Annotated in this window: 19 protein-coding genes; 14 read left to right on the forward strand and 5 right to left on the reverse strand. The window is 60.2% G+C overall.

The window, feature by feature from the left end:
- Both G6N74_RS09580 and G6N74_RS09585 read left to right on the forward strand, forming a co-directional pair.
- Complete coding sequence (locus G6N74_RS09580; RefSeq protein ID WP_165116636.1) at positions 1 to 960, forward strand: quinoprotein relay system zinc metallohydrolase 2; 960 nt, start codon at positions 1 to 3, stop codon at positions 958 to 960.
- A gap of 99 nt (positions 961 to 1059) precedes the next feature.
- A complete protein-coding gene (locus G6N74_RS09585; RefSeq protein ID WP_246245690.1) occupies positions 1060 to 1899 on the forward strand; it encodes a quinoprotein dehydrogenase-associated SoxYZ-like carrier in 840 nt (279 codons plus the stop codon).
- Positions 1900 to 1961: 62 nt separating this feature from the next.
- Here G6N74_RS09585 and G6N74_RS09590 read toward each other — a convergent pair whose 3' ends face one another.
- Entirely contained in the window at positions 1962 to 2306 is a 345-nt protein-coding gene (locus G6N74_RS09590) for a hypothetical protein (RefSeq protein WP_165116640.1), read from the reverse strand.
- Positions 2307 to 3098: 792 nt separating this feature from the next.
- On the opposite strand from G6N74_RS09590, the gene G6N74_RS09595 reads away from it, so the two are divergent.
- The 4 genes from G6N74_RS09595 (at position 3099) to G6N74_RS09610 (ending at position 7064) form a co-directional block, all read left to right on the forward strand.
- Positions 3099 to 4874 carry a methanol/ethanol family PQQ-dependent dehydrogenase gene (locus tag G6N74_RS09595; RefSeq protein WP_246245705.1) on the forward strand — a complete coding sequence of 592 codons (1776 nt, stop codon included), beginning with the start codon at positions 3099 to 3101 and terminating at the stop codon, positions 4872 to 4874.
- 176 nt (positions 4875 to 5050) lie between these two features.
- Positions 5051 to 5578, forward strand: coding sequence for a c-type cytochrome, methanol metabolism-related (locus G6N74_RS09600; RefSeq protein WP_165116644.1), 528 nt, complete (start codon positions 5051 to 5053; stop codon positions 5576 to 5578).
- The gene (locus tag G6N74_RS09605) at positions 5578 to 6444 is read left to right on the forward strand and encodes a substrate-binding domain-containing protein (RefSeq protein WP_165116647.1); all 867 of its coding nucleotides are present in this window, start codon (positions 5578 to 5580) and stop codon (positions 6442 to 6444) included. Before G6N74_RS09600 ends, G6N74_RS09605 begins: the two co-directional genes overlap by 1 nt.
- 47 nt (positions 6445 to 6491) lie before the next feature.
- A complete protein-coding gene (locus G6N74_RS09610; RefSeq protein ID WP_165116649.1) occupies positions 6492 to 7064 on the forward strand; it encodes a PQQ-dependent catabolism-associated CXXCW motif protein in 573 nt (190 codons plus the stop codon).
- 65 nt (positions 7065 to 7129) lie between these two features.
- Here G6N74_RS09610 and G6N74_RS09615 read toward each other — a convergent pair whose 3' ends face one another.
- Positions 7130 to 7462: a hypothetical protein gene (locus G6N74_RS09615; protein ID WP_165116651.1), complete on the reverse strand. Its 333-nt coding sequence runs from the start codon at positions 7460 to 7462 to the stop codon at positions 7130 to 7132.
- On the opposite strand from G6N74_RS09615, the gene pqqB reads away from it, so the two are divergent.
- From pqqB to pqqE, 4 genes are read left to right on the forward strand one after another with little or no spacing between them, the layout of a single operon-like run.
- A complete protein-coding gene (pqqB, locus tag G6N74_RS09620) occupies positions 7461 to 8399 on the forward strand; it encodes a pyrroloquinoline quinone biosynthesis protein PqqB (protein WP_165116653.1) in 939 nt (312 codons plus the stop codon). The genes G6N74_RS09615 and pqqB overlap by 2 nt on opposite strands.
- Positions 8396 to 9154, forward strand: coding sequence for a pyrroloquinoline-quinone synthase PqqC (pqqC, locus tag G6N74_RS09625; RefSeq protein ID WP_165116655.1), 759 nt, complete (start codon positions 8396 to 8398; stop codon positions 9152 to 9154). The genes pqqB and pqqC overlap by 4 nt, the downstream gene beginning before the upstream one ends.
- Positions 9151 to 9447 carry a pyrroloquinoline quinone biosynthesis peptide chaperone PqqD gene (gene pqqD, locus G6N74_RS09630; protein WP_165116656.1) on the forward strand — a complete coding sequence of 99 codons (297 nt, stop codon included), beginning with the start codon at positions 9151 to 9153 and terminating at the stop codon, positions 9445 to 9447. Before pqqC ends, pqqD begins: the two co-directional genes overlap by 4 nt.
- A complete protein-coding gene (gene pqqE / locus G6N74_RS09635) occupies positions 9444 to 10571 on the forward strand; it encodes a pyrroloquinoline quinone biosynthesis protein PqqE (RefSeq protein WP_165116657.1) in 1128 nt (375 codons plus the stop codon). Before pqqD ends, pqqE begins: the two co-directional genes overlap by 4 nt.
- 24 nt (positions 10572 to 10595) lie before the next feature.
- Here the strand turns inward: pqqE and G6N74_RS09640 are convergent, their stop codons facing one another.
- The 3 genes from G6N74_RS09640 to G6N74_RS09650 all read right to left on the reverse strand — a co-directional run bounded on the left by G6N74_RS09640 (position 10596) and on the right by G6N74_RS09650 (position 12693).
- On the reverse strand, positions 10596 to 11240 hold the full coding sequence (locus G6N74_RS09640) for an MBL fold metallo-hydrolase (RefSeq protein ID WP_165116658.1): 645 nt from the start codon (positions 11238 to 11240) through the stop codon (positions 10596 to 10598).
- A 116-nt stretch (positions 11241 to 11356) separates the two neighbouring features.
- On the reverse strand, positions 11357 to 11641 hold the full coding sequence (locus G6N74_RS09645; protein ID WP_165116659.1) for a hypothetical protein: 285 nt from the start codon (positions 11639 to 11641) through the stop codon (positions 11357 to 11359).
- 158 nt (positions 11642 to 11799) lie between these two features.
- Positions 11800 to 12693, reverse strand: coding sequence for a branched-chain amino acid aminotransferase (locus G6N74_RS09650; protein WP_165116660.1), 894 nt, complete (start codon positions 12691 to 12693; stop codon positions 11800 to 11802).
- Between the two features lie 246 nt (positions 12694 to 12939).
- Between G6N74_RS09650 and G6N74_RS09655 the strand changes: the two genes are divergently transcribed.
- From G6N74_RS09655 to G6N74_RS09670, 4 genes are all read left to right on the forward strand, one after another.
- On the forward strand, positions 12940 to 13473 hold the full coding sequence (locus G6N74_RS09655) for a MarR family winged helix-turn-helix transcriptional regulator (RefSeq protein ID WP_165116662.1): 534 nt from the start codon (positions 12940 to 12942) through the stop codon (positions 13471 to 13473).
- Positions 13466 to 14179, forward strand: a complete 714-nt coding sequence (locus tag G6N74_RS09660) for a response regulator (protein WP_205826584.1) — start codon at positions 13466 to 13468, stop codon at positions 14177 to 14179. Before G6N74_RS09655 ends, G6N74_RS09660 begins: the two co-directional genes overlap by 8 nt.
- Before the next feature lie 268 nt (positions 14180 to 14447).
- Positions 14448 to 15860 carry an ATP-binding protein gene (locus G6N74_RS09665; protein ID WP_205826585.1) on the forward strand — a complete coding sequence of 471 codons (1413 nt, stop codon included), beginning with the start codon at positions 14448 to 14450 and terminating at the stop codon, positions 15858 to 15860.
- 178 nt (positions 15861 to 16038) lie between these two features.
- Complete coding sequence (locus G6N74_RS09670) at positions 16039 to 17841, forward strand: NAD(P)/FAD-dependent oxidoreductase (protein WP_165116666.1); 1803 nt, start codon at positions 16039 to 16041, stop codon at positions 17839 to 17841.
- Positions 17842 to 17878: the final 37 nt, after the last annotated feature.

The following is a 17878-nucleotide window of genomic DNA, read 5'->3' on the forward strand; positions in this document are numbered from 1 at the left end:
ATGAGAACCGATCTTTTCAGGCGGCAAGTGGTCAAGGGATTTGCCTGTGTCAGCGCCGGCGCCTTCCTGCCGCCCTGTTGCCTGCCGGCGATCGCCGCCGGCCGCGATTTCGTGCTCAAGGACATCGGCGACGGTATCTACGCCTTCTCCGGTCTGAACGAGCTGATGACGGAGGCCAACCAGGGCGCGATCTGCAATCTCGGCGTCATCGTCGGCAAGGAAGCCGTTGCTGTCATCGACAGCGGCGGCAGCCTCATCGAGGCTGAAGCCTTCATCGCCGCGATCCGCAAGGTCACCGACAGGCCGATCAAATACCTGATCAGCACGCATATGCACCCCGACCATATCTTCGGCAACGCCGCTTTCCGCGACATCGGCGCGACGATCGTCGGTCATCACAACCTGCCACGCGCGCTGGAAGCACGAGGCGCGTTCTACCTGCAGAGCTATCGAAACCAGATCGGCGAAGACATCATGAAAGGCATCGAGATCGTGCCGCCGACAGTCGTCGTCACCGATCCGATGACGCTCGACCTCGGCGGACGCAGCATCGAGCTGCGCGCCTGGAAGCCCGCCCATACCGACAACGATCTCACCGTTTTCGACACCGCCACCAGGACATTCTTCACCGGCGATCTCGTCTTCAGGGGGCACCTGCCGACGCTCGACGGCTCCTTTCTCGGCTGGATAGACCAGATGGGCACGCTGTCGGATGTCAAAGCAGCGCGCGCAATTCCGGGCCATGGCCCGGTTCCATCGGACTGGCCGGACGCGCTTGTTCCCGAGCTTCGCTATTTCCAGGCACTGGCCATGGACCTGAGGGATGCGATTGCCAAAGGCACGCCGCTCAGCGAAGCGGTCAAGACCGCCGGTCTGAGCGAGAAGGACAACTGGTCGCTATTCGACGACTACCATGAGCGCAACGCGACGACCGCCTATGCCGAGCTGGAATGGGAATGACACTGCAACGTGAAACAGATCGATTTGCCAAGCGGTCGATCGGGGAATATGATTCCAATTAGCCTGGGCACCACCTCTCGATCTGGTGGAGGCATTGAAATGCACATTCTACGTCACGCGCGAATAGCGGCGGTAACGGCTTGCCTTGCTGGCATGGCCGGCAGCTTGCCGGGGGCAGCGTATGCAGAAACCGCTAGCCCGCCTGCCAGCAAGATATGGGACGGGTTGAAGCCCGACGTTTTCGGTGATCGCGCCATCAAGCTCGACACCGGCGTCATCAGGCTTGAAGCACCCAAGCGTGCGCAGGATGCAGCCCTTGTCCCGATCGATATCTATATCGACCCGGCAAAGGCGCCGGACGGGGTGAAAGCCATAACCGTCATCGTCGACGTCAATCCCGCCCCGGTCGCGGCGACGTTCCAGTTCGGCAAGGATTCCGGCATCACCCATCTGGCAACGCGTATGCGGGTCAACGACTATTCCTACATCCGCGCGATTGCCGAGACGCAGGACGGCGAACTCCATATGGTCCAGACCTACGTCAAGGCATCCGGCGGCTGCTCGGCGCCTGCGGTCAAGAACGCGGACGAGGCGAAGAAGACCATGGGCCAGATGAAACTGCGTCAGTTCGCAGAGGATGCCTCGAGCGGCGCCAAGGTCCCGGAACTGCAGCTGATGATTCGTCATCCGAACAATTCCGGACTGCAGAAGGACCCGGTGACCCAGTATTTCATCCCGCCGCATTTCGTCCAGAAGCTGCTGATTTCTCAAGGAAATCGCCAGATTCTGAGCATGGAGGGCGGGATTTCTATTTCCGAGGATCCGAACTTCCGCTTCGACTACAAGCCGGCCGGAAGTGACGAAATCCGCGTCGAGGCAACCGACACCGACGGCAACGTGTTCCGCAACCAGTGGCCGCTGGAGGCGACCGGACTATAAGCCGTTGAGAACTCACTCTGCCGCGTCAGATGACCGGCAGAGTAGAGCTAGCAGGCGGCCTATCAGAAGCAGCGGATATCGGCTTCCGCCTGCGCCCTCTTCAGTTCGGTGAGGGACGCCTTTGCCACCGCGCTTTCCTTGAACAGCCCGGACGCCTCGCCCGTTGTCAGGCCCATGCGCTTGAAAGTCTCGGCCGTGACGTAATGGTCATAGGGAATGACCGAGGCGATCACATCGATCGAGCATGAGCAGCGATCGAGCATATCGCGGGTCTCGCCGTTGGATTTCATGCAGCCATAGACGTAATCGGCCAGGGCCGAGGTCGGGTAGTCGCTCTCCGCATAAGACGGAACGACTCCTGCAAAGGTGATGGCCGTAGCCAGAAAGATCGGCAATCTCGAAAACATGGTCAAATCCTCCCGTGTTTTGCCAGTTGGCAATATGTGATCCGATCGGTCAACTTGCCATATAGGACCAAAGGAGGATGTGGCCACCGGTGGCCTGTCGGACGTTAAATCCGTCCAAAGGCCCTGTTTCGGCGGCATGTATCGCAACCATAAAAAATCAAAACCAAGCCATTGTTTCACCCACCAGCACTAGTTTGGCCCGCTCGATACACTTCATGCTTGCACGCGTGAAAACTCAAAATATACAAGAAGAAATACAGGATTAATTCTGTTTACAAGATCATTAAATGATAGAATTTAAGCCTACCAACGCAATCATAGAGACAATGGTTATCTAATATTCACTTCGCAAAAGTTCAGAATAATTTATATTGCAACGCGGCATATTATATATTGCACTGCAATATAAAACCGGGTGTTTCCGCTTGCCTTGGAAATTTTTATGACATAGCCTTTCCTTGTTTCCGGCTTCAAGGGCGTCACCGTCATTAGGGAGCGGCGACAGTCTTTCGTAGGCCAAGTGAGGTGGGCGGTAACGGTGCCCTCTGCTTATCTGGCTTAGGTCGTGACACGCTGCCGGAAATACTTCCCCCACATGAATCGCTTGGGCAAGCCCTCGTGGGCGAGACGGTCGATTCCTGATTGTGAACCCCGGGAGGATTTCGAATGCGTGTACTCAAGAAAGCTAAGTACGTTTCATTAGCCGCGGCGTTTCTGACCTGCACCACGGCTTATGGAGCACTGGCCAACGACGACTTGATAAAACTGGCGGACGACGCCAAGAACTGGGCGATGCCTACGGGCGACTACGCCAATACCCGCTTCTCCAAGCTTAAAGAGATCACTGCCGAGAATGTGAAGAACCTGCAGGTCAAGTGGACGTTCTCCACCGGCGTGCTGCGCGGCCATGAAGGCGGGCCGCTTGTGATAGGCGACGTGATGTATGTGCACACGCCTTTCCCGAACATCGTTTACGCACTCGACCTGAACAACGATGGCAAGATTCTCTGGAAGTATGAACCCAAGCAGGATCCGAACGTCATCCCGATCATGTGCTGCGACACGGTCAATCGCGGCGTAGCCTACGGTGACGGCAAGATCATCATCAACCAGGCGGACACGACGGTTACGGCGCTGGACGCCAAGACCGGCAAGGTCGCATGGTCGGTCAAGAACGGCGAAGCTGCCGACGGCAGCAAGGGCGAATCCGGCACGGCCGCACCAATGGTCGTCAAGGACAAGGTCATCATCGGTATCTCCGGCGGTGAATTCGGCGTTCGCGGCTGGACTGCCGCCTACAACCTGAAGGACGGCTCGGTTGCCTGGAAGGCCTACTCGATGGGCCCGGACAAGGACACGCTGATCGATCCTGAAAAGACCACGCAGCTCGGCAAGCCAGTTGGCCCGGATTCCGGCACCAACACCTGGGAAGGCGAGCAGTGGAAGACGGGCGGCGGCGCGACCTGGGGCTGGTATGCCTATGATCCGAAGCTGAACCTCGTCTACTACGGCACCGGCAACCCTTCGACCTGGAACCCTGTGCAGCGCCCCGGCGACAATCGCTGGTCGATGACCATCATGGCCCGCGATGCGGATACTGGTGTTGCCAAGTGGCTCTATCAGATGACCCCGCATGACGAGTGGGACTATGACGGCGTCAACGAGATGATCCTCGTCGACGGCATGGACGTGAACGGCGCAAAACACGACGTGCTCGTGCATTTCGACCGTAACGGCTTCGCCTACACGATGGATCGTGGATCCGGCGAACTTCTGGTCGCCAAGAAATACGACCCGAAGGTGAACTGGGCGACGGAAGTCATTATGGACCCCAAGAGCGACCAGTATGGCCGCCCGCAGGTCGTCGCCAAATACTCGACCCAGCAGAATGGCGAAGACACCAACTCGACGGGCATCTGCCCGGCGGCACTTGGCACGAAGGACCAGCAGCCGGCAGCCTATTCGCCGAAGACCGGTCTGTTCTATGTGCCGACCAACCACGTCTGCATGGACTATGAGCCCTACCGGGTAAGCTACACCGCCGGTCAGCCTTATGTCGGCGCCACGGTGTCTATGTATCCGGCACCTGACAGCCATGGCGGCATGGGCAACTTCATTGCCTGGGATGCAGCCAAGGGCGAGATCGTCTGGTCGAAGCCCGAGCTGTTCTCGGTCTGGTCAGGCGCGCTTGCAACGGAAGGCGACGTCGTCTTCTACGGCACGCTCGAAGGCTACATCAAGGCAGTCGATAAGGACGGCAAGGAGCTCTACAAGTTCAAGACCCCTTCCGGCATCATCGGCAACATCAACACCTTCGAACACAAGGGCAAACAGTACATTGCCGTTCTGTCGGGCGTTGGCGGCTGGGCCGGTATCGGTCTGGCTGGCGGACTGATGGCGCCTGAAAATGCCGCTGCTTGGCACGGTGCCGTCGACCAGGGCCGCGCCCAGGGCGATGAGGCTGCGGTGGTCGGCACGGCCGGTCTCGGCGCGGTCGGTGGCTACGCCGGATTGGCTGAATACACCACGCTTGGTGGTCAGCTGACCGTCTTCGGCCTTCCGGACTGATCGTCCGGCGCTGAACGACTGAGCCGCTTTGTGCATGCAAGGCATTAAGTAGAGAGAGCCCGGAACGAACCGACAATCCGTCCCGGGCTCTCAACTTCCCCAGCATAAGCACCTGCCGTTGCGTCCAGACTGCCGAAACGGTTTGTGCCGCGACGAGTTGAAACATGAGGTTTTGAATGTCTGTTCGCATCGTATTCTCCGCACTCGCCCTCTCCCTTCTTGCGGTCGCCGGCACTGGTCCGGCACAGGCACAAGATAGCAAGGAAAAGGCGGCGGCAGTCTCCGACGATGATGGGAAATATGCCGATGCGGACGGAACTCCGACATACAAGATTCAGGACGACGGCACTGTCGACTGGTACACATTCAGTGGTTATCGCCGTTTCAATTCCGACTGCCACGTCTGCCACGGCCCGGATGGCGTCGGTTCGAGCTACGCGCCTGCACTGGCCGATTCGCTCAAGACGATGGACTACGGAACCTTCCTTTCCATCGTTGCAGAGGGCCGCAAGAATGTCGGCGGCGGCAAGGAAAACGTGATGCCGGCCTTCGGCGACAACAAGAACGTCTATTGCTACATGGACGACCTCTACGTCTACCTGCGCGCCCGCGCCGTCGGTGATCTGCCGCGCGGACGTCCGGCCAAGAAAGCCGACAAGCCGCAGGCGGCAAAAGATCACGAAGCTTCATGCATGGGTGGATAATGGCATTCGGGCACAAATTTTCCCGTTTTCGGTGGGCCATAGCTGCCCTGGCGCTGACGATCGCCCTGCCCGGCTCCGCATTCGCCCAGGGTGCGGGCCTGGGTGCTGCGGGCGAACTGGTCGACCCGGATGTGCTGCGCGTTTGCGCCGACCCTTCCAACATGCCTTTCACCGACGAGAGCGGCCAGGGTTTTGAAAACAAGCTTGCCGAACTGGTCGCTTCCAAGCTCGGGCGCAAGTCGGTTTCCTACACATGGTTTCCGATGGCCACCGGCTTCGTGCGCAACACGCTCAGGGCCAATCGCTGCGACATCATCATGGGCTATGCGCAGGGTGACGAGCTGGTGCAGAACACCAACGCCTATTACCGCTCGACCTATGTGATGGTTTACAAGAAGGGCGGCGAGCTCGACGGCGTCGAGACGATCGAAGACCCGAAGCTTGCCGACAAGCGGCTCGGCATCGTCGGCGGCACGCCGCCATCGGCGAACATGGCCGCCGCCAAGCTGATGAAAAAAGCCAAGAACTATCCGCTGATGGTCGATACGCGGCTTGCCCCCTCCATGGCCGAGGTCATGATCAAGGACATGCTTGCAGGCGTCATCGATGTGGCAGTGCTGTGGGGACCGATGGCCGGCTATTATGCCAAGCAGGCGAATGCCGATCTCGCCGTCGTGCCGCTGGTCAAGGAAAAGACCGGCTCGCGCATGGTCTATCGCATCACCATGGGCGTGCGCCCTTCGGATCAGGAATGGAAACGCACGCTGAACAACTTCATCAAGGACAACCAGGGCGAGATCAACAAGCTCCTGCTCGAATACAATGTGCCGCTGCTCGATGAGCGCGACCAACCGATTACGGAATAGAGGCTGAAATCTGCCGGTCGCATGTGGCGCCGGCTTTTAAGGCGGAAATGCCGAAAGTGACGAAAAGAAAGGGAACGATCTTGCTGCTCGTTGCGGGCCTTTTGAGTTCGATGCATCTGCCGGCGGCCCTCGCCGGCGATGTCACCGAGCCGGACGGCTACCGCATGGACGAATATCGTGCCCCTACGCCTGAGACCCTGCACGGCGCTCAGGTGGTGACGACGGCCGAAGCCGAAGCCTTGTGGCGCGAGAAGAAGACAGTCTTCTTCGACGTCATGCCCAACACGCCCAAGCCTGCAAATTTGCCGGCCGGAACGATCTGGCGCGACAAGCCCCGCAACGACATTCCCGGCAGCGTGTGGCTTGCCAATGTCGGCTACGGCGCCTTGACGAAGGAGCAGGAAGCCTATTTCCGCGACGGCCTTTCGGCGCATACCGGCAACGACAAGGCTCGCGCGATCCTGTTTTATTGCATGACCGATTGCTGGATGTCCTGGAACGCTGCCCGGCGCGCGATCGAATGGGGCCACAGCTCGGTTATCTGGTATCCGGCCGGTGCTGATGGCTGGGAAAAAGCGGGATTTCCACTGGAGGACAAGAAGCCGCTGGCTGGCGGATAGTTTCGGAACGAATGTTCACATAAGTTTGTTTAGCTATTTAAGCACCTGCTGTTTCATTAGTCCATTTATGGACGGACCATTGCACATAGGTGCCAAGGCAATGGTTGACGATCGAAGGAATCGGCCTTTGGGGCCGGTACAAAGGAGGAAGACATGAAGAAGAGCTGGACGAAGCCTACAATGTGCCAGGTATCGGCGGGAATGGAAATTTCGCGGTATCTGCCTGCTGAAATCACTCCCAAGAAGTAGGCCACAAAGGCGCGTGCCCACTGCTTGCAGGGGCACGCGCCGTTCATGACCGCTTGGGCCGTATTGGTTTGAAATTTGACCTTGCAAGCATTGCGCTTGGCAGGGAAGAATGGTGGTTGACTGGAAATTTGCAAGACGGACTTCGCCATGCGCGTGAAGATCATCGGATCGGCGGCGGGCGGCGGATTCCCGCAATGGAACTGCAACTACCGGCTCAGCCGTGCGGCACGTGCGGGCAACGCAGGCGTGAGACCAAGGACGCAATCCAGTCTCGCCGCATCCGCCGACGGGCGGGGCTGGGTGCTTTTCAATGCGTCCCCCGATATCCGACAGCAGATTGCGGAAACGCCGGAACTGCAGCCTCAGCCCGGCGAGGCGTTGCGCTCCACCCCTATCCGCGCCGTGGTGCTGACGAATGCAGATGTCGACCATGTCGCGGGGCTGCTCAGCCTGCGTGAACGCCAGCCATTCGCGATCTATGCCACCGAGCAGGTGCTGTCGGCTCTGCGGGCGAACTCGATCTTCAATGTGCTCGATCCGTCCATTGTCCCGCGCCACAGGCTCATGGAAAATCAGGAGACCAGCATTCACGACGCCGAAGGAAACGAGACCGGTATGCGCATCGAGACTTTCGCCGTGCCGGGCAAGATCGCGCTCTATCTCGAGGATGCCAGCCGCCCCAATGACAATTTCGGCTCGGAGAGCGGCGATACCATCGCTGTTCGCCTCGCCGGTTCCAGGCCGGAAAGCTCGGCTTTCTACATTCCCGGCTGCGCGCGGATCGACCCGGATCTCCGCCAGCGGCTTTCCGGTGCCTCCTGCCTGCTCTTCGACGGCACGGTCTATACCGACGACGAGATGGTGACCGCAGGCGTCGGCACCAAGACGGGCACGCGCATGGGGCACCTTGCTATGTCAGGCGAAAGCGGTTCGATCGCCCGGCTGGCTGATGTGCCTATTTCCCGGCGCATCTTCGTCCATATCAACAACACCAATCCGGTCCTCGATGAGAATTCGCACGAGCATGCGGCCGTCCGGTCCGCTGGCTGGGAAGTCGCCCATGACGGCATGGAGATAGAATTGTGAGCGATTTCCACGACGCCGCCAAGAACGGGCTGAACCAACTGCAATTCGAAGCCGTGCTGCGGCAGGTCGGCGCCGAGCGCTACCACAACCTTCACCCGTTTCACCATCAGATGACGCAGGGCGCACTGACCAAGGGCCAGATGCAGGCCTGGGCGCTTAACCGCTACTGCTATCAGTCGGTTATTCCGCGCAAGGACGCGATGATCCTCGCACGCGCCGAAGACCCCGCCTTCCGCGCCGAATGGCGCAAGCGCATCGAGGATCACGACGGCGCAGACGGCTGGAACGGCGGCATCGCCCGCTGGCTCAAGCTAGCAACCGGCCTCGGCCTGCCGGCGCAGGACGTAATCGGCGAGCGGCTGGCGCTTCCGGCGACGCGCTTCGCGGTCGGCGCCTATCTCTCCTTCTGTACCAACCGCACGCTGCTGGAAGCCGTCGGCTCCTCGCTGACGGAATTGTTTTCGCCGGTCATCATTGCCGAGCGCGTGCCGGCGATGCTGGCAAAATATGACTACGTCACCGAAGACATCCTCGCCTATTTCAAGCCGCGCCCGGAACAGGCCTCGCGCGATTCCGATTTCGCGCTCGCCTATGTGCTGGCCCACGCCGACAACCCCGAGCGCCAGCAATCGGTAATCGATGCGCTGGTCTTCAAATGCGATATACTGTGGGCAATGCTCGATGCGCTGAAGCATGCCTATGGCGAGGCGGGCCATATCCCGCCAGGGGCCTTCCGGCCGGAGGAGCGCGGATGACACTGACCCGCGAACGAAGGATAGTCTCTAGCCAGGCAACGCCTTCCCTGCCGCGCCATGTCCGCATCCAGTTCGATCCGGTGCGGCAGGCCTGGTCGGTTCTATCGCCGGAGAAAGTGTTCTGGCCCAACGACATCAGCCTCGACATTCTGCGCCGCTGCAACGGCAGCACCACCATAGGCACCCTCATCTCGGATCTGGCCGCAGAATATGACGCCCCGGAAGAAGACGTCGCCGGCGACGTCACCGCCTTCCTCCAGGAATGGTCCGACAACCTGCTGGTGAAGCTATGAGCGAACTTCTCCTGCCCCCGATCGGCATGCTGGCGGAACTTACCCACCGCTGCCCGCTGCAATGCCCCTATTGTTCCAATCCGACGGAACTGATGAAGGCCAACCGTGAACTCGACACGCAGACCTGGCTATACCTGTTCCGCCAGGCTGCCGATCTCGGCGTTCTGCAGGTCCACCTTTCCGGCGGCGAGCCGACCCTGCGCCGCGATCTGGAACAACTGGTGGCCGGGCTCTCCTCGCGCGGCGTCTACACCAATCTCATCACCGCCGGCGTCGGCATTGCCGAAGGCCGCATCCGCGCGCTTGCCGAGGCCGGCCTCGACCATGTGCAATTGAGTTTCCAGGGCGCGCGCGCCGCGACCACCGAGCGCATCGGCAACAATCGCGGCAGCCACGAGAAGAAGCTGGAAACGGCGCGACGCGTAAAAGCGGCCGGCCTGCCGCTCACCGTCAACGCGCCGATCCACCGGCACAACATCGAGGAAGTGCCGGATTTCATCGAGCTTGCGCTGTCGCTCGGCGCCGAACGGCTGGAAATCGCCAATGTGCAATATTCGGGCTGGGCTCTGGTCAATCGCGATGCGCTGATGCCTGACCGGGCCTCGGTAGAACGGCAGGTCGAGATCGTCGAGGCGGCGCGCGAACGCCTGCGCGGCATCATGAACATCGATTTCGTCACGCCGGATTACTTCGCAACCTACCCCAAGCCCTGCATGGGCGGCTGGGCGCGGGACGCCTTCATGGTCGCGCCCGACGGCACGGTGCTGCCTTGCCACGCCGCGCATACGATCCGATCGCTGACCTTCGAACGCTTCGGCGACCGCTCGCTCGCCGAAATCTGGACCGACTCGCCGGCATTCAATGCCTTCCGTGGCACCGGCTGGATGCAGGAACCCTGCCGAAGCTGCGACCGCCGCGAGATCGACTGGGGCGGCTGCCGCTGCCAGGCGATGGCAATCGCCGGCGACCCGGCCGCCACCGACCCGGCCTGCGCGAAATCGCCGATCCATGCGCGTATGAGCATGCTGATCGAGGATGCGCTGGCCACCGCCCGCGCCGATGGCAGCAACGATGCGACCACCTTCGTCTATCGCCGCATCGCCGCCGTGCAGGAGCCGGTTTAGCGACTAGCTAGGGAGTGTTGATATTCAAGTGAGAAACGGGTTGCTGCGCCGTTCCTCGCCGAACTTCCCGCCCGGGCCGTGGCCGCAGATGAAGCCGATATCGTCACCCAGCGGCAGAAGCTTGTCCTTGATCGAGGAAATCAGCGCCTCGTGATCGCCACCCGGCAGGTCTGTGCGACCGACAGAGCCGCTAAACAGCACGTCGCCGACATGGGCGAACTTCGCATCGCGATTGTAATAAACGACGTGGCCTGGCGCGTGGCCCGGGCAATGCAGCACTTCAAAAACATGATCGCCGAAGGAAACGGTCTCGCCCTCGGTGAGATAGCGATCCGGCACGCAATTGCGCGCTTCGTCCTTCGCCAGACCAAAGCGCTCGGCCTGGGTCTCGATATTGTCGAGCAGGAACTGGTCGGCCTCATGCGGTCCTATGATGTCGACGCCTAGCTTTTCCTTGAGCTCCATCGCGCCACCCGCATGATCGATATGGCCATGGGTCAGCCAGATCGCCGTGATGGTAATGCCGTTGTCCTTCAGCGCCGCCAATATCCGGTCGATATCGCCGCCGGGATCGACCACGACGCCCGACTTGGTCTCGGTATCGAACAGGATCGTGCAGTTCTGCTGGAAGGCGGTGACCGGAATGATGCCCGCATTGAGCTGACCCATGATTTTCCTTTCGCTTTTTCAAGCGATATTTATGCAGGATCGTTCCCAGCGTCCACCGCATCGCCAAAACAAAACGGGCGGCCCGAAGACCGCCCGTGATCTGAAATTCGTAGCGCTCAGCGCTTGTTCATGGCGCCCATGACGGCACCGACGATCGCCGTCAGCACACCGCCGCCGACCACACCACCAACTGCGTTGCCGAGCGAACCCGACAGCGCGCCCGCAACATTGGGATCACTCAGAACATTCGTCAGAATCTGCCCGCCGGCCACACCGCCAACGGCACCCGAGATCACTTTTACCGCTGCACTCATCGCTGCCTGCTTGAGTGCCGCACCAATTCCGAGGCCGCCTACGGCACCGGTTACCAGCTGTATGATGATCGGAAGAAGCGCTTCCATATTACTATCCCTCCAACAGTAAAACCGACTCGCGCGAGTCGATGACCAACATGAGACGCCGATTTAGACGAAAGTCAAATGCTAAGCCGCTGAAATGACACGGGCCGCTCAAACGCCGCCCGTAAGAAAACTCTTCTTTGGTTGCGATAGACGCAGCCTTATTCGGCAGCAATCGCCTGCCTGGGCTGAACGGCAGCGTAGTAATCCTCCATCAGCGTCTTGGCGATTTCACCGACCTGGAAGCTATATGGGCCGACTTCGGACACCGGCGTAACTTCGGCCGCCGTGCCGGTCAGGAAGCATTGCTCGAAACCCTCAAGCTCTTCCGGCAGGATCGCACGTTCGATTACTTCGATCCCGCGATCTTTGGCCAACCCCATCACCGTGCGACGGGTGATGCCGTCGAGGAAGCAATCGGCCTTCGGCGTGTGGAGCTTGCCATCCCTCACGAAGAAGATGTTTGCGCCGGTCGCTTCCGCCACCTGGCCGCGCCAGTCGAGCATCATCGCATCGGCATAGCCCTTGGCTTCCGCCGCATGCTTGGACAGGGTGCAGATCATGTAGAGGCCGGCAGCCTTCGACTTCGACGGCGCCGTGAGCGGATCGGGCCGGCGATATTCGGCGAGGTCCAGGCGGATGCCCTTCAGCTTCTGCGCCGGGTCGAAATAGCTCGGCCACTGCCAGATGGCGATGGCACAGTTGATGCGGTTGCTCTGCGCCGCAACGCCCATCATCTCGCTGCCGCGCCAGGCGATCGGCCGCACATAGGCGTCCAGAAGACCTTGCTTCTTCAGGAGCACACGGCAGGCATCGTCGATCTCGGCGACCGAATAGGGAATTTTGAAGCCGAGAATACGAGCCGATTCATGCAGCCGCTCCGTGTGCTCCGTCAGCTTGAAAATTTCGCCGCCATAGGCGCGTTCCCCCTCGAATACAGCACTTGCATAGTGCAAACCGTGCGTGAGTACGTGAATCTTGGCATCGGCCCACTTTACGAACTCACCATTCATCCAGATGAAACCATCCAGCTGATCGAAGGGAACGGATGCCATGATATCCTCCAGCGGGTCCTCGCCCGCGCACGTTTCGGGGTCGAAATACACCAGCCACAATGTCGATTGATGGCTTGAAGCCCGGCCCGATATGACCGACAAGGCAAACTCACGAAGTTCCGGAAAAAACAGCTGAGGCTTGCCTTTTCGTTCGCAATTGGCCGAAAAGCTTGGCAAAAATTACCAGCGCCGCTAAAATATGTCAACAAGGCTGACATAAATTTGAGCGACCTCATCAGGAGACCCATGGCAGATCGTAACGGCAAGGATGCCAAACCAATCAGAACCGCACTCTCCAGCGAGGATGGCATCGATCTGGCCATCATCGAACTGCTCTTCTTCGCCTATCGAGATTTCACTTCCGACCCGGACCAGATTTTGGCAGAATACGGCTTCGGCCGCGCGCATCATCGCATCCTGCATTTCGTGAACCGGATGCCCGGATTGACGGTTGCCGAACTGCTCGACGTCTTGAAAATCACCAAGCAGAGCCTCGCGCGCGTCCTGAAGCAATTGATCGACACCGGCCATGTCATACAGATACAGGGGCCTCGCGATCGGCGTCAGCGTGAACTCTATCCAACCGAAAAGGGCCGCGCGCTGGCCCTGGACCTGGCCCGGCCACAGTCACGCCGCATCAGTGCGGCATTGAAAAGTGCACGAACGACCGAACGCGCGGGGATCGAACAATTCCTTAAAGCGATGGTCAACCCCGAATTAAGAGCGCAGATTGACAACCTGCCGGGAAATGCGCTGAGGGAGAGCCATGGAGATGAATGAGATAACCGACAATCCGACAGCGCCGGAAGACGATGCACCGCATCTCCTCGTCGTCGATGATGACACCCGCATCCGCAACCTGCTGAAGCAGTATCTCAGCGAGAACGGCTTTCGCATCACCGTCGCCGGCAATGCCGACGAGGCCCGACGCAAGCTCGCCGGACTCGATTTCGATCTGCTGATCCTCGATGTCATGATGCCGGGCGAAAACGGCGTCGACCTGACGAAATCGCTGCGCGCCGAAAAATCCGTACCGATCCTGATGCTGACGGCGCTGTCTGAGACCGACAGCCGCATCACCGGGCTGGAAGCCGGTGCAGACGATTATCTGCCCAAGCCGTTCGATCCGCGCGAACTCATCCTGCGCATCAACAATATTCTGCGCCGCGGCGGGCCGGCGGCCACGCCTAAGGTCGAGCAGCTGGTATTCGGCCCTTACACGTTCCAGATCGCCAAGCGCGAACTGAAGAAGGGCGGCGAACCGCTGAAACTCACCGACCGTGAGCAGGAGATACTGGCGATCTTTGCCGAGCGTGCCGGCGAGACCATTCCGCGCCATGAGCTCGTGGCAGGGGAATCCGATGTCGGCGAGCGCACGATCGACGTCCAGATCAACCGGCTTCGCCGCAAGATCGAGCGCGATCCGTCCAATCCGGTCTGGCTGCAGACGGTTCGTGGCATCGGCTACCGGCTGAGCGTCGAATAGGTGCCCGAAACGGTTGGGCGTCTTTATCGCACGCCCGCGTTTCCGATTGGGAATCGGCCCGAACTCCCTATATTGATCGGATCGGACCGGGTTCGATGTTGCGCTTTCGTCTTTCGAAATAACGCAATGAATTCAAACGGCGGGGCGCGTTTACCTGCGCGCCTAACCGTTTGATTTCTCTAGGCTCTTCTCGCCCGTCCGCATGTGGAATAGACTGATCTTTCCAATGGCTTTGCCCGCAGCGGGCCATTGCGGATGGAAACGGCAGATGGCGACTTCGGAACTGAACGGACCGGGAAACGAGAACCTTGTCGCGCGCGCCAGGCGCGCGGTTGCCGCCGTGCCGAAAAACTGGAAACGCTTCTGGCGGCTCGTTTCCCTCTACATGCCGAAGCGGCTTTATCCGCGCTCGCTGATCATCATCATCACGCCGATGATCCTGTTGCAGTCGGTGGTCGCCTTCAACTTCATGGAACGCCACTGGCAGACGGTAACGCTGCGCCTGTCGCAGGCCGTAACCCGCGATATCGCCGCGATCATCGACATGATCGAGACCTATCCGCATGATGACGATTACGCCAACGTCATCCGCATCGCGCAGGACAGGCTCTCGTTGAAAATCGATCTGCTGCCGCCCGACCCCCTGCCGCCGCCGGGGCCGAAGCCATTCTTTTCAATCCTCGACCAGATCCTGTCGTCGGAGATCACGCGGCAGATCAACCGGCCGTTCTGGATCGACACCGTCGGCAACTCCAACATCGTCGAAGTGCGCATCCAACTCGAAAACAAGGTGCTGCGCGTTTTCGTGCGCCGCAGCCAGGCCTATGCGTCGAACACCCACATCTTCCTGATCTGGATGGTCGGCACCTCGCTGGTGCTGCTGGTGATCGCCATTCCTTTCCTGCGCAACCAGATCAGGCCGATCCTGGCGCTCGCGGAAGCCGCCGAGAGCTTCGGCAAAGGCCGCCCGATGCCGCGCGATTTCCGCCCGCGCGGTGCCGAGGAAGTGCGCCGTGCCGGCTTCGCCTTCATCCAAATGCGCGAGCGCATCGAGCGCCAGATCGAGCAGCGCACGGCGATGCTGACCGGCGTCAGTCACGATCTGAGAACGATCCTCACGCGCTTCAGGCTGCAACTGGCGCTGTCCGGCAAGAAGCCGGACCTCGCAGCACTCAACCAGGACATCGACGACATGCAGTCGATGCTGGAAGGCTATCTCGAATTCGCCCGCGGCGAGGCCTCCGAAGACCCCGGCCGCTTCGATCTCGATGCCTATTTCCATCAGCTTGGCGAAGAGGCCAAGCTGCGCGAGCGCAAGCTGGCCACGTCGCTCGTCGGCGACCGCGATATCCATGTGCGCCCCAACGCGTTCAGCCGGCTTCTCGCCAACATCACCGGCAACGCTTTCCGCTATGCCAAGGAAGTTCGCGTCAACGCCACGCATACGCGCGGTTCGCTGACGGTCGTCGTCGACGACAACGGGCCGGGCATTCCCCCGGAAAAGCGTGAAGAGGTGTTCAAGCCGTTCGTGCGGCTCGACGAAGCCCGCAATCTGGACGCCAGCGGCACGGGCCTCGGCCTTGCTATTGCCCGCGACATCGCCCGCAGCCACGGCGGCGACATCACGCTGGACGACAGCCCGCTGGGCGGCCTGAGGGCGATCATCAAGGTGCCGGCCTGAGATTCGGCAAAACCGCGATAGGCCGTCGCTTCCCATAAGCATTTGAATCGCCTGCAAACTATCGTCGGGCGTGACGACCGTCGTGATCTTTGCCGATACTCCCGGCATTCGCTGTGAGACGGCCCGGAGGAGACAGGTACGTCGCAGCGATATTTCAGCACCGATGGGAGGATCATCCATGCTCGAAAAGGCACCGCAAAAGACACTTACCGACCTGCTCGACCGCTTCGGCAAGGCCCTGGCCGCCGGCGACATAGACACGGCAGTCGGCCTGTTTCAGGAAGACTGCTACTGGCGCGACCTCGTTACATTCACCTGGAACATCAAGACGATGGAGGCCCCCGATCAGGTCCGCCAGATGCTGGAAGAACAGCTGGCAAGTACCAAGCCCGAGAAGTGGGCGCTGGCCGAAGGCGAAGACGTTAGCGAAGCCGACGGCATCATCGATGGCTGGATCACTTTCGAGACGAATGTAGCGCGTGGCTACGGCCATATCCGCCTCAAGGACGGCCGTATTTGGACCTTGCTGACGACGATGAGCGAGTTGAAAGGCCATGAGGAGCCGCTGGGCTTTGCCCGCCCGATGGGCGCCAAGCACGGCTCCGGCAAGAACCGCAAGACGTGGAAGGAGGAACGCGAGGAGGAAGCCAGCGAACTCGGCTTCTCGCGCCAGCCCTATTGCGTCATCGTCGGCGGCGGCCAGGGCGGCATCGCGCTTGGCGCGCGGCTGCGTCAGCTCGGCGTATCGACCATCATCATCGAGCGCAACGAGCGCGCCGGCGACAGCTGGCGCAAGCGCTACAAGTCTCTCTGCCTGCACGACCCGGTCTGGTACGACCATCTACCCTATATCGACTTCCCCAAGAACTGGCCGGTCTTCGCGCCCAAGGACAAGATCGGCGACTGGCTGGAAATGTACACCAAGGTCATGGAGCTTAATTACTGGAGCTCGACCGAGTGCAAGAGCGCTTCCTATGACGAGAAGACCAAGGAATGGACGGTGGTCGTCGAGCGCGACGGCAAGGAGATCGCTCTGAAGCCCAAGCAGCTCGTTCTGGCCACCGGCATGTCCGGCAAGGCCAATATGCCGAAGATCAAGGGCATGGACATCTTCAAGGGCGACCAGCAGCACTCCTCGAAACACCCCGGCCCCGAAAAATACGCCGGCAAGAAAGTCGTCGTCGTCGGTTCCAACAATTCGGCGCATGACATCTGTGCGGCTCTTTGGGAAGCAGGTGCGGACGTCACCATGCTGCAGCGATCCTCGACCCATATCGTCAAGTCGGACTCGCTGATGGAGATCGGGCTTGGCTCGCTCTACTCGGAACAGGCGGTCGAAGCCGGCATGACGACAAGGAAGGCCGATCTGATCTTCGCCTCCCTGCCCTACAAGATCATGCATGAGTTCCAGATACCGGTTTACAACGCGATCCGCGAACGCGACGCCGATTTCTACAAGCGGCTTGAGAAAGCCGGTTTCATGCTCGACTTCGGCGACGACGAATCCGGCCTGTTCATGAAATACCTGCGGCGCGGCTCCGGCTACTACATCGATGTCGGCGCCTCCGAACTCGTCGCCAACGGCTCGATCAAGCTGAAGAGCGGCGTCGACGTGAAGGAACTGACGGAAAACTCGGTGATCCTGACCGACGGCACCGAACTCCCGGCCGATCTGATCGTCTATGCCACCGGCTACGGCTCGATGAATGGCTGGGCAGCCGACCTGATCTCCAGGGAAGTCGCCGACAAAGTCGGGAAATGCTGGGGTCTGGGTTCCAACACCACCAAGGACCCCGGCCCGTGGGAGGGCGAACAGCGCAACATGTGGAAACCGACGCAGCAGGAAGCGCTATGGTTCCATGGCGGCAACCTCCACCAGTCGCGTCATTATTCGCAGTATCTGTCGCTGCAGCTCAAGGCACGGCAGGAAGGCATCGCAACGCCAGTCTACGGGCTGCAAAAGGTCCATCATCTGTCTTGATGGATACGAAAAGGCGCGACGGTCCGTGCAACACTGA

The sequence above is a fragment of the Mesorhizobium zhangyense genome (assembly GCF_011045115.1).
GTDB classification, from domain to species: domain Bacteria; phylum Pseudomonadota; class Alphaproteobacteria; order Rhizobiales; family Rhizobiaceae; genus Mesorhizobium_M; species Mesorhizobium_M zhangyense.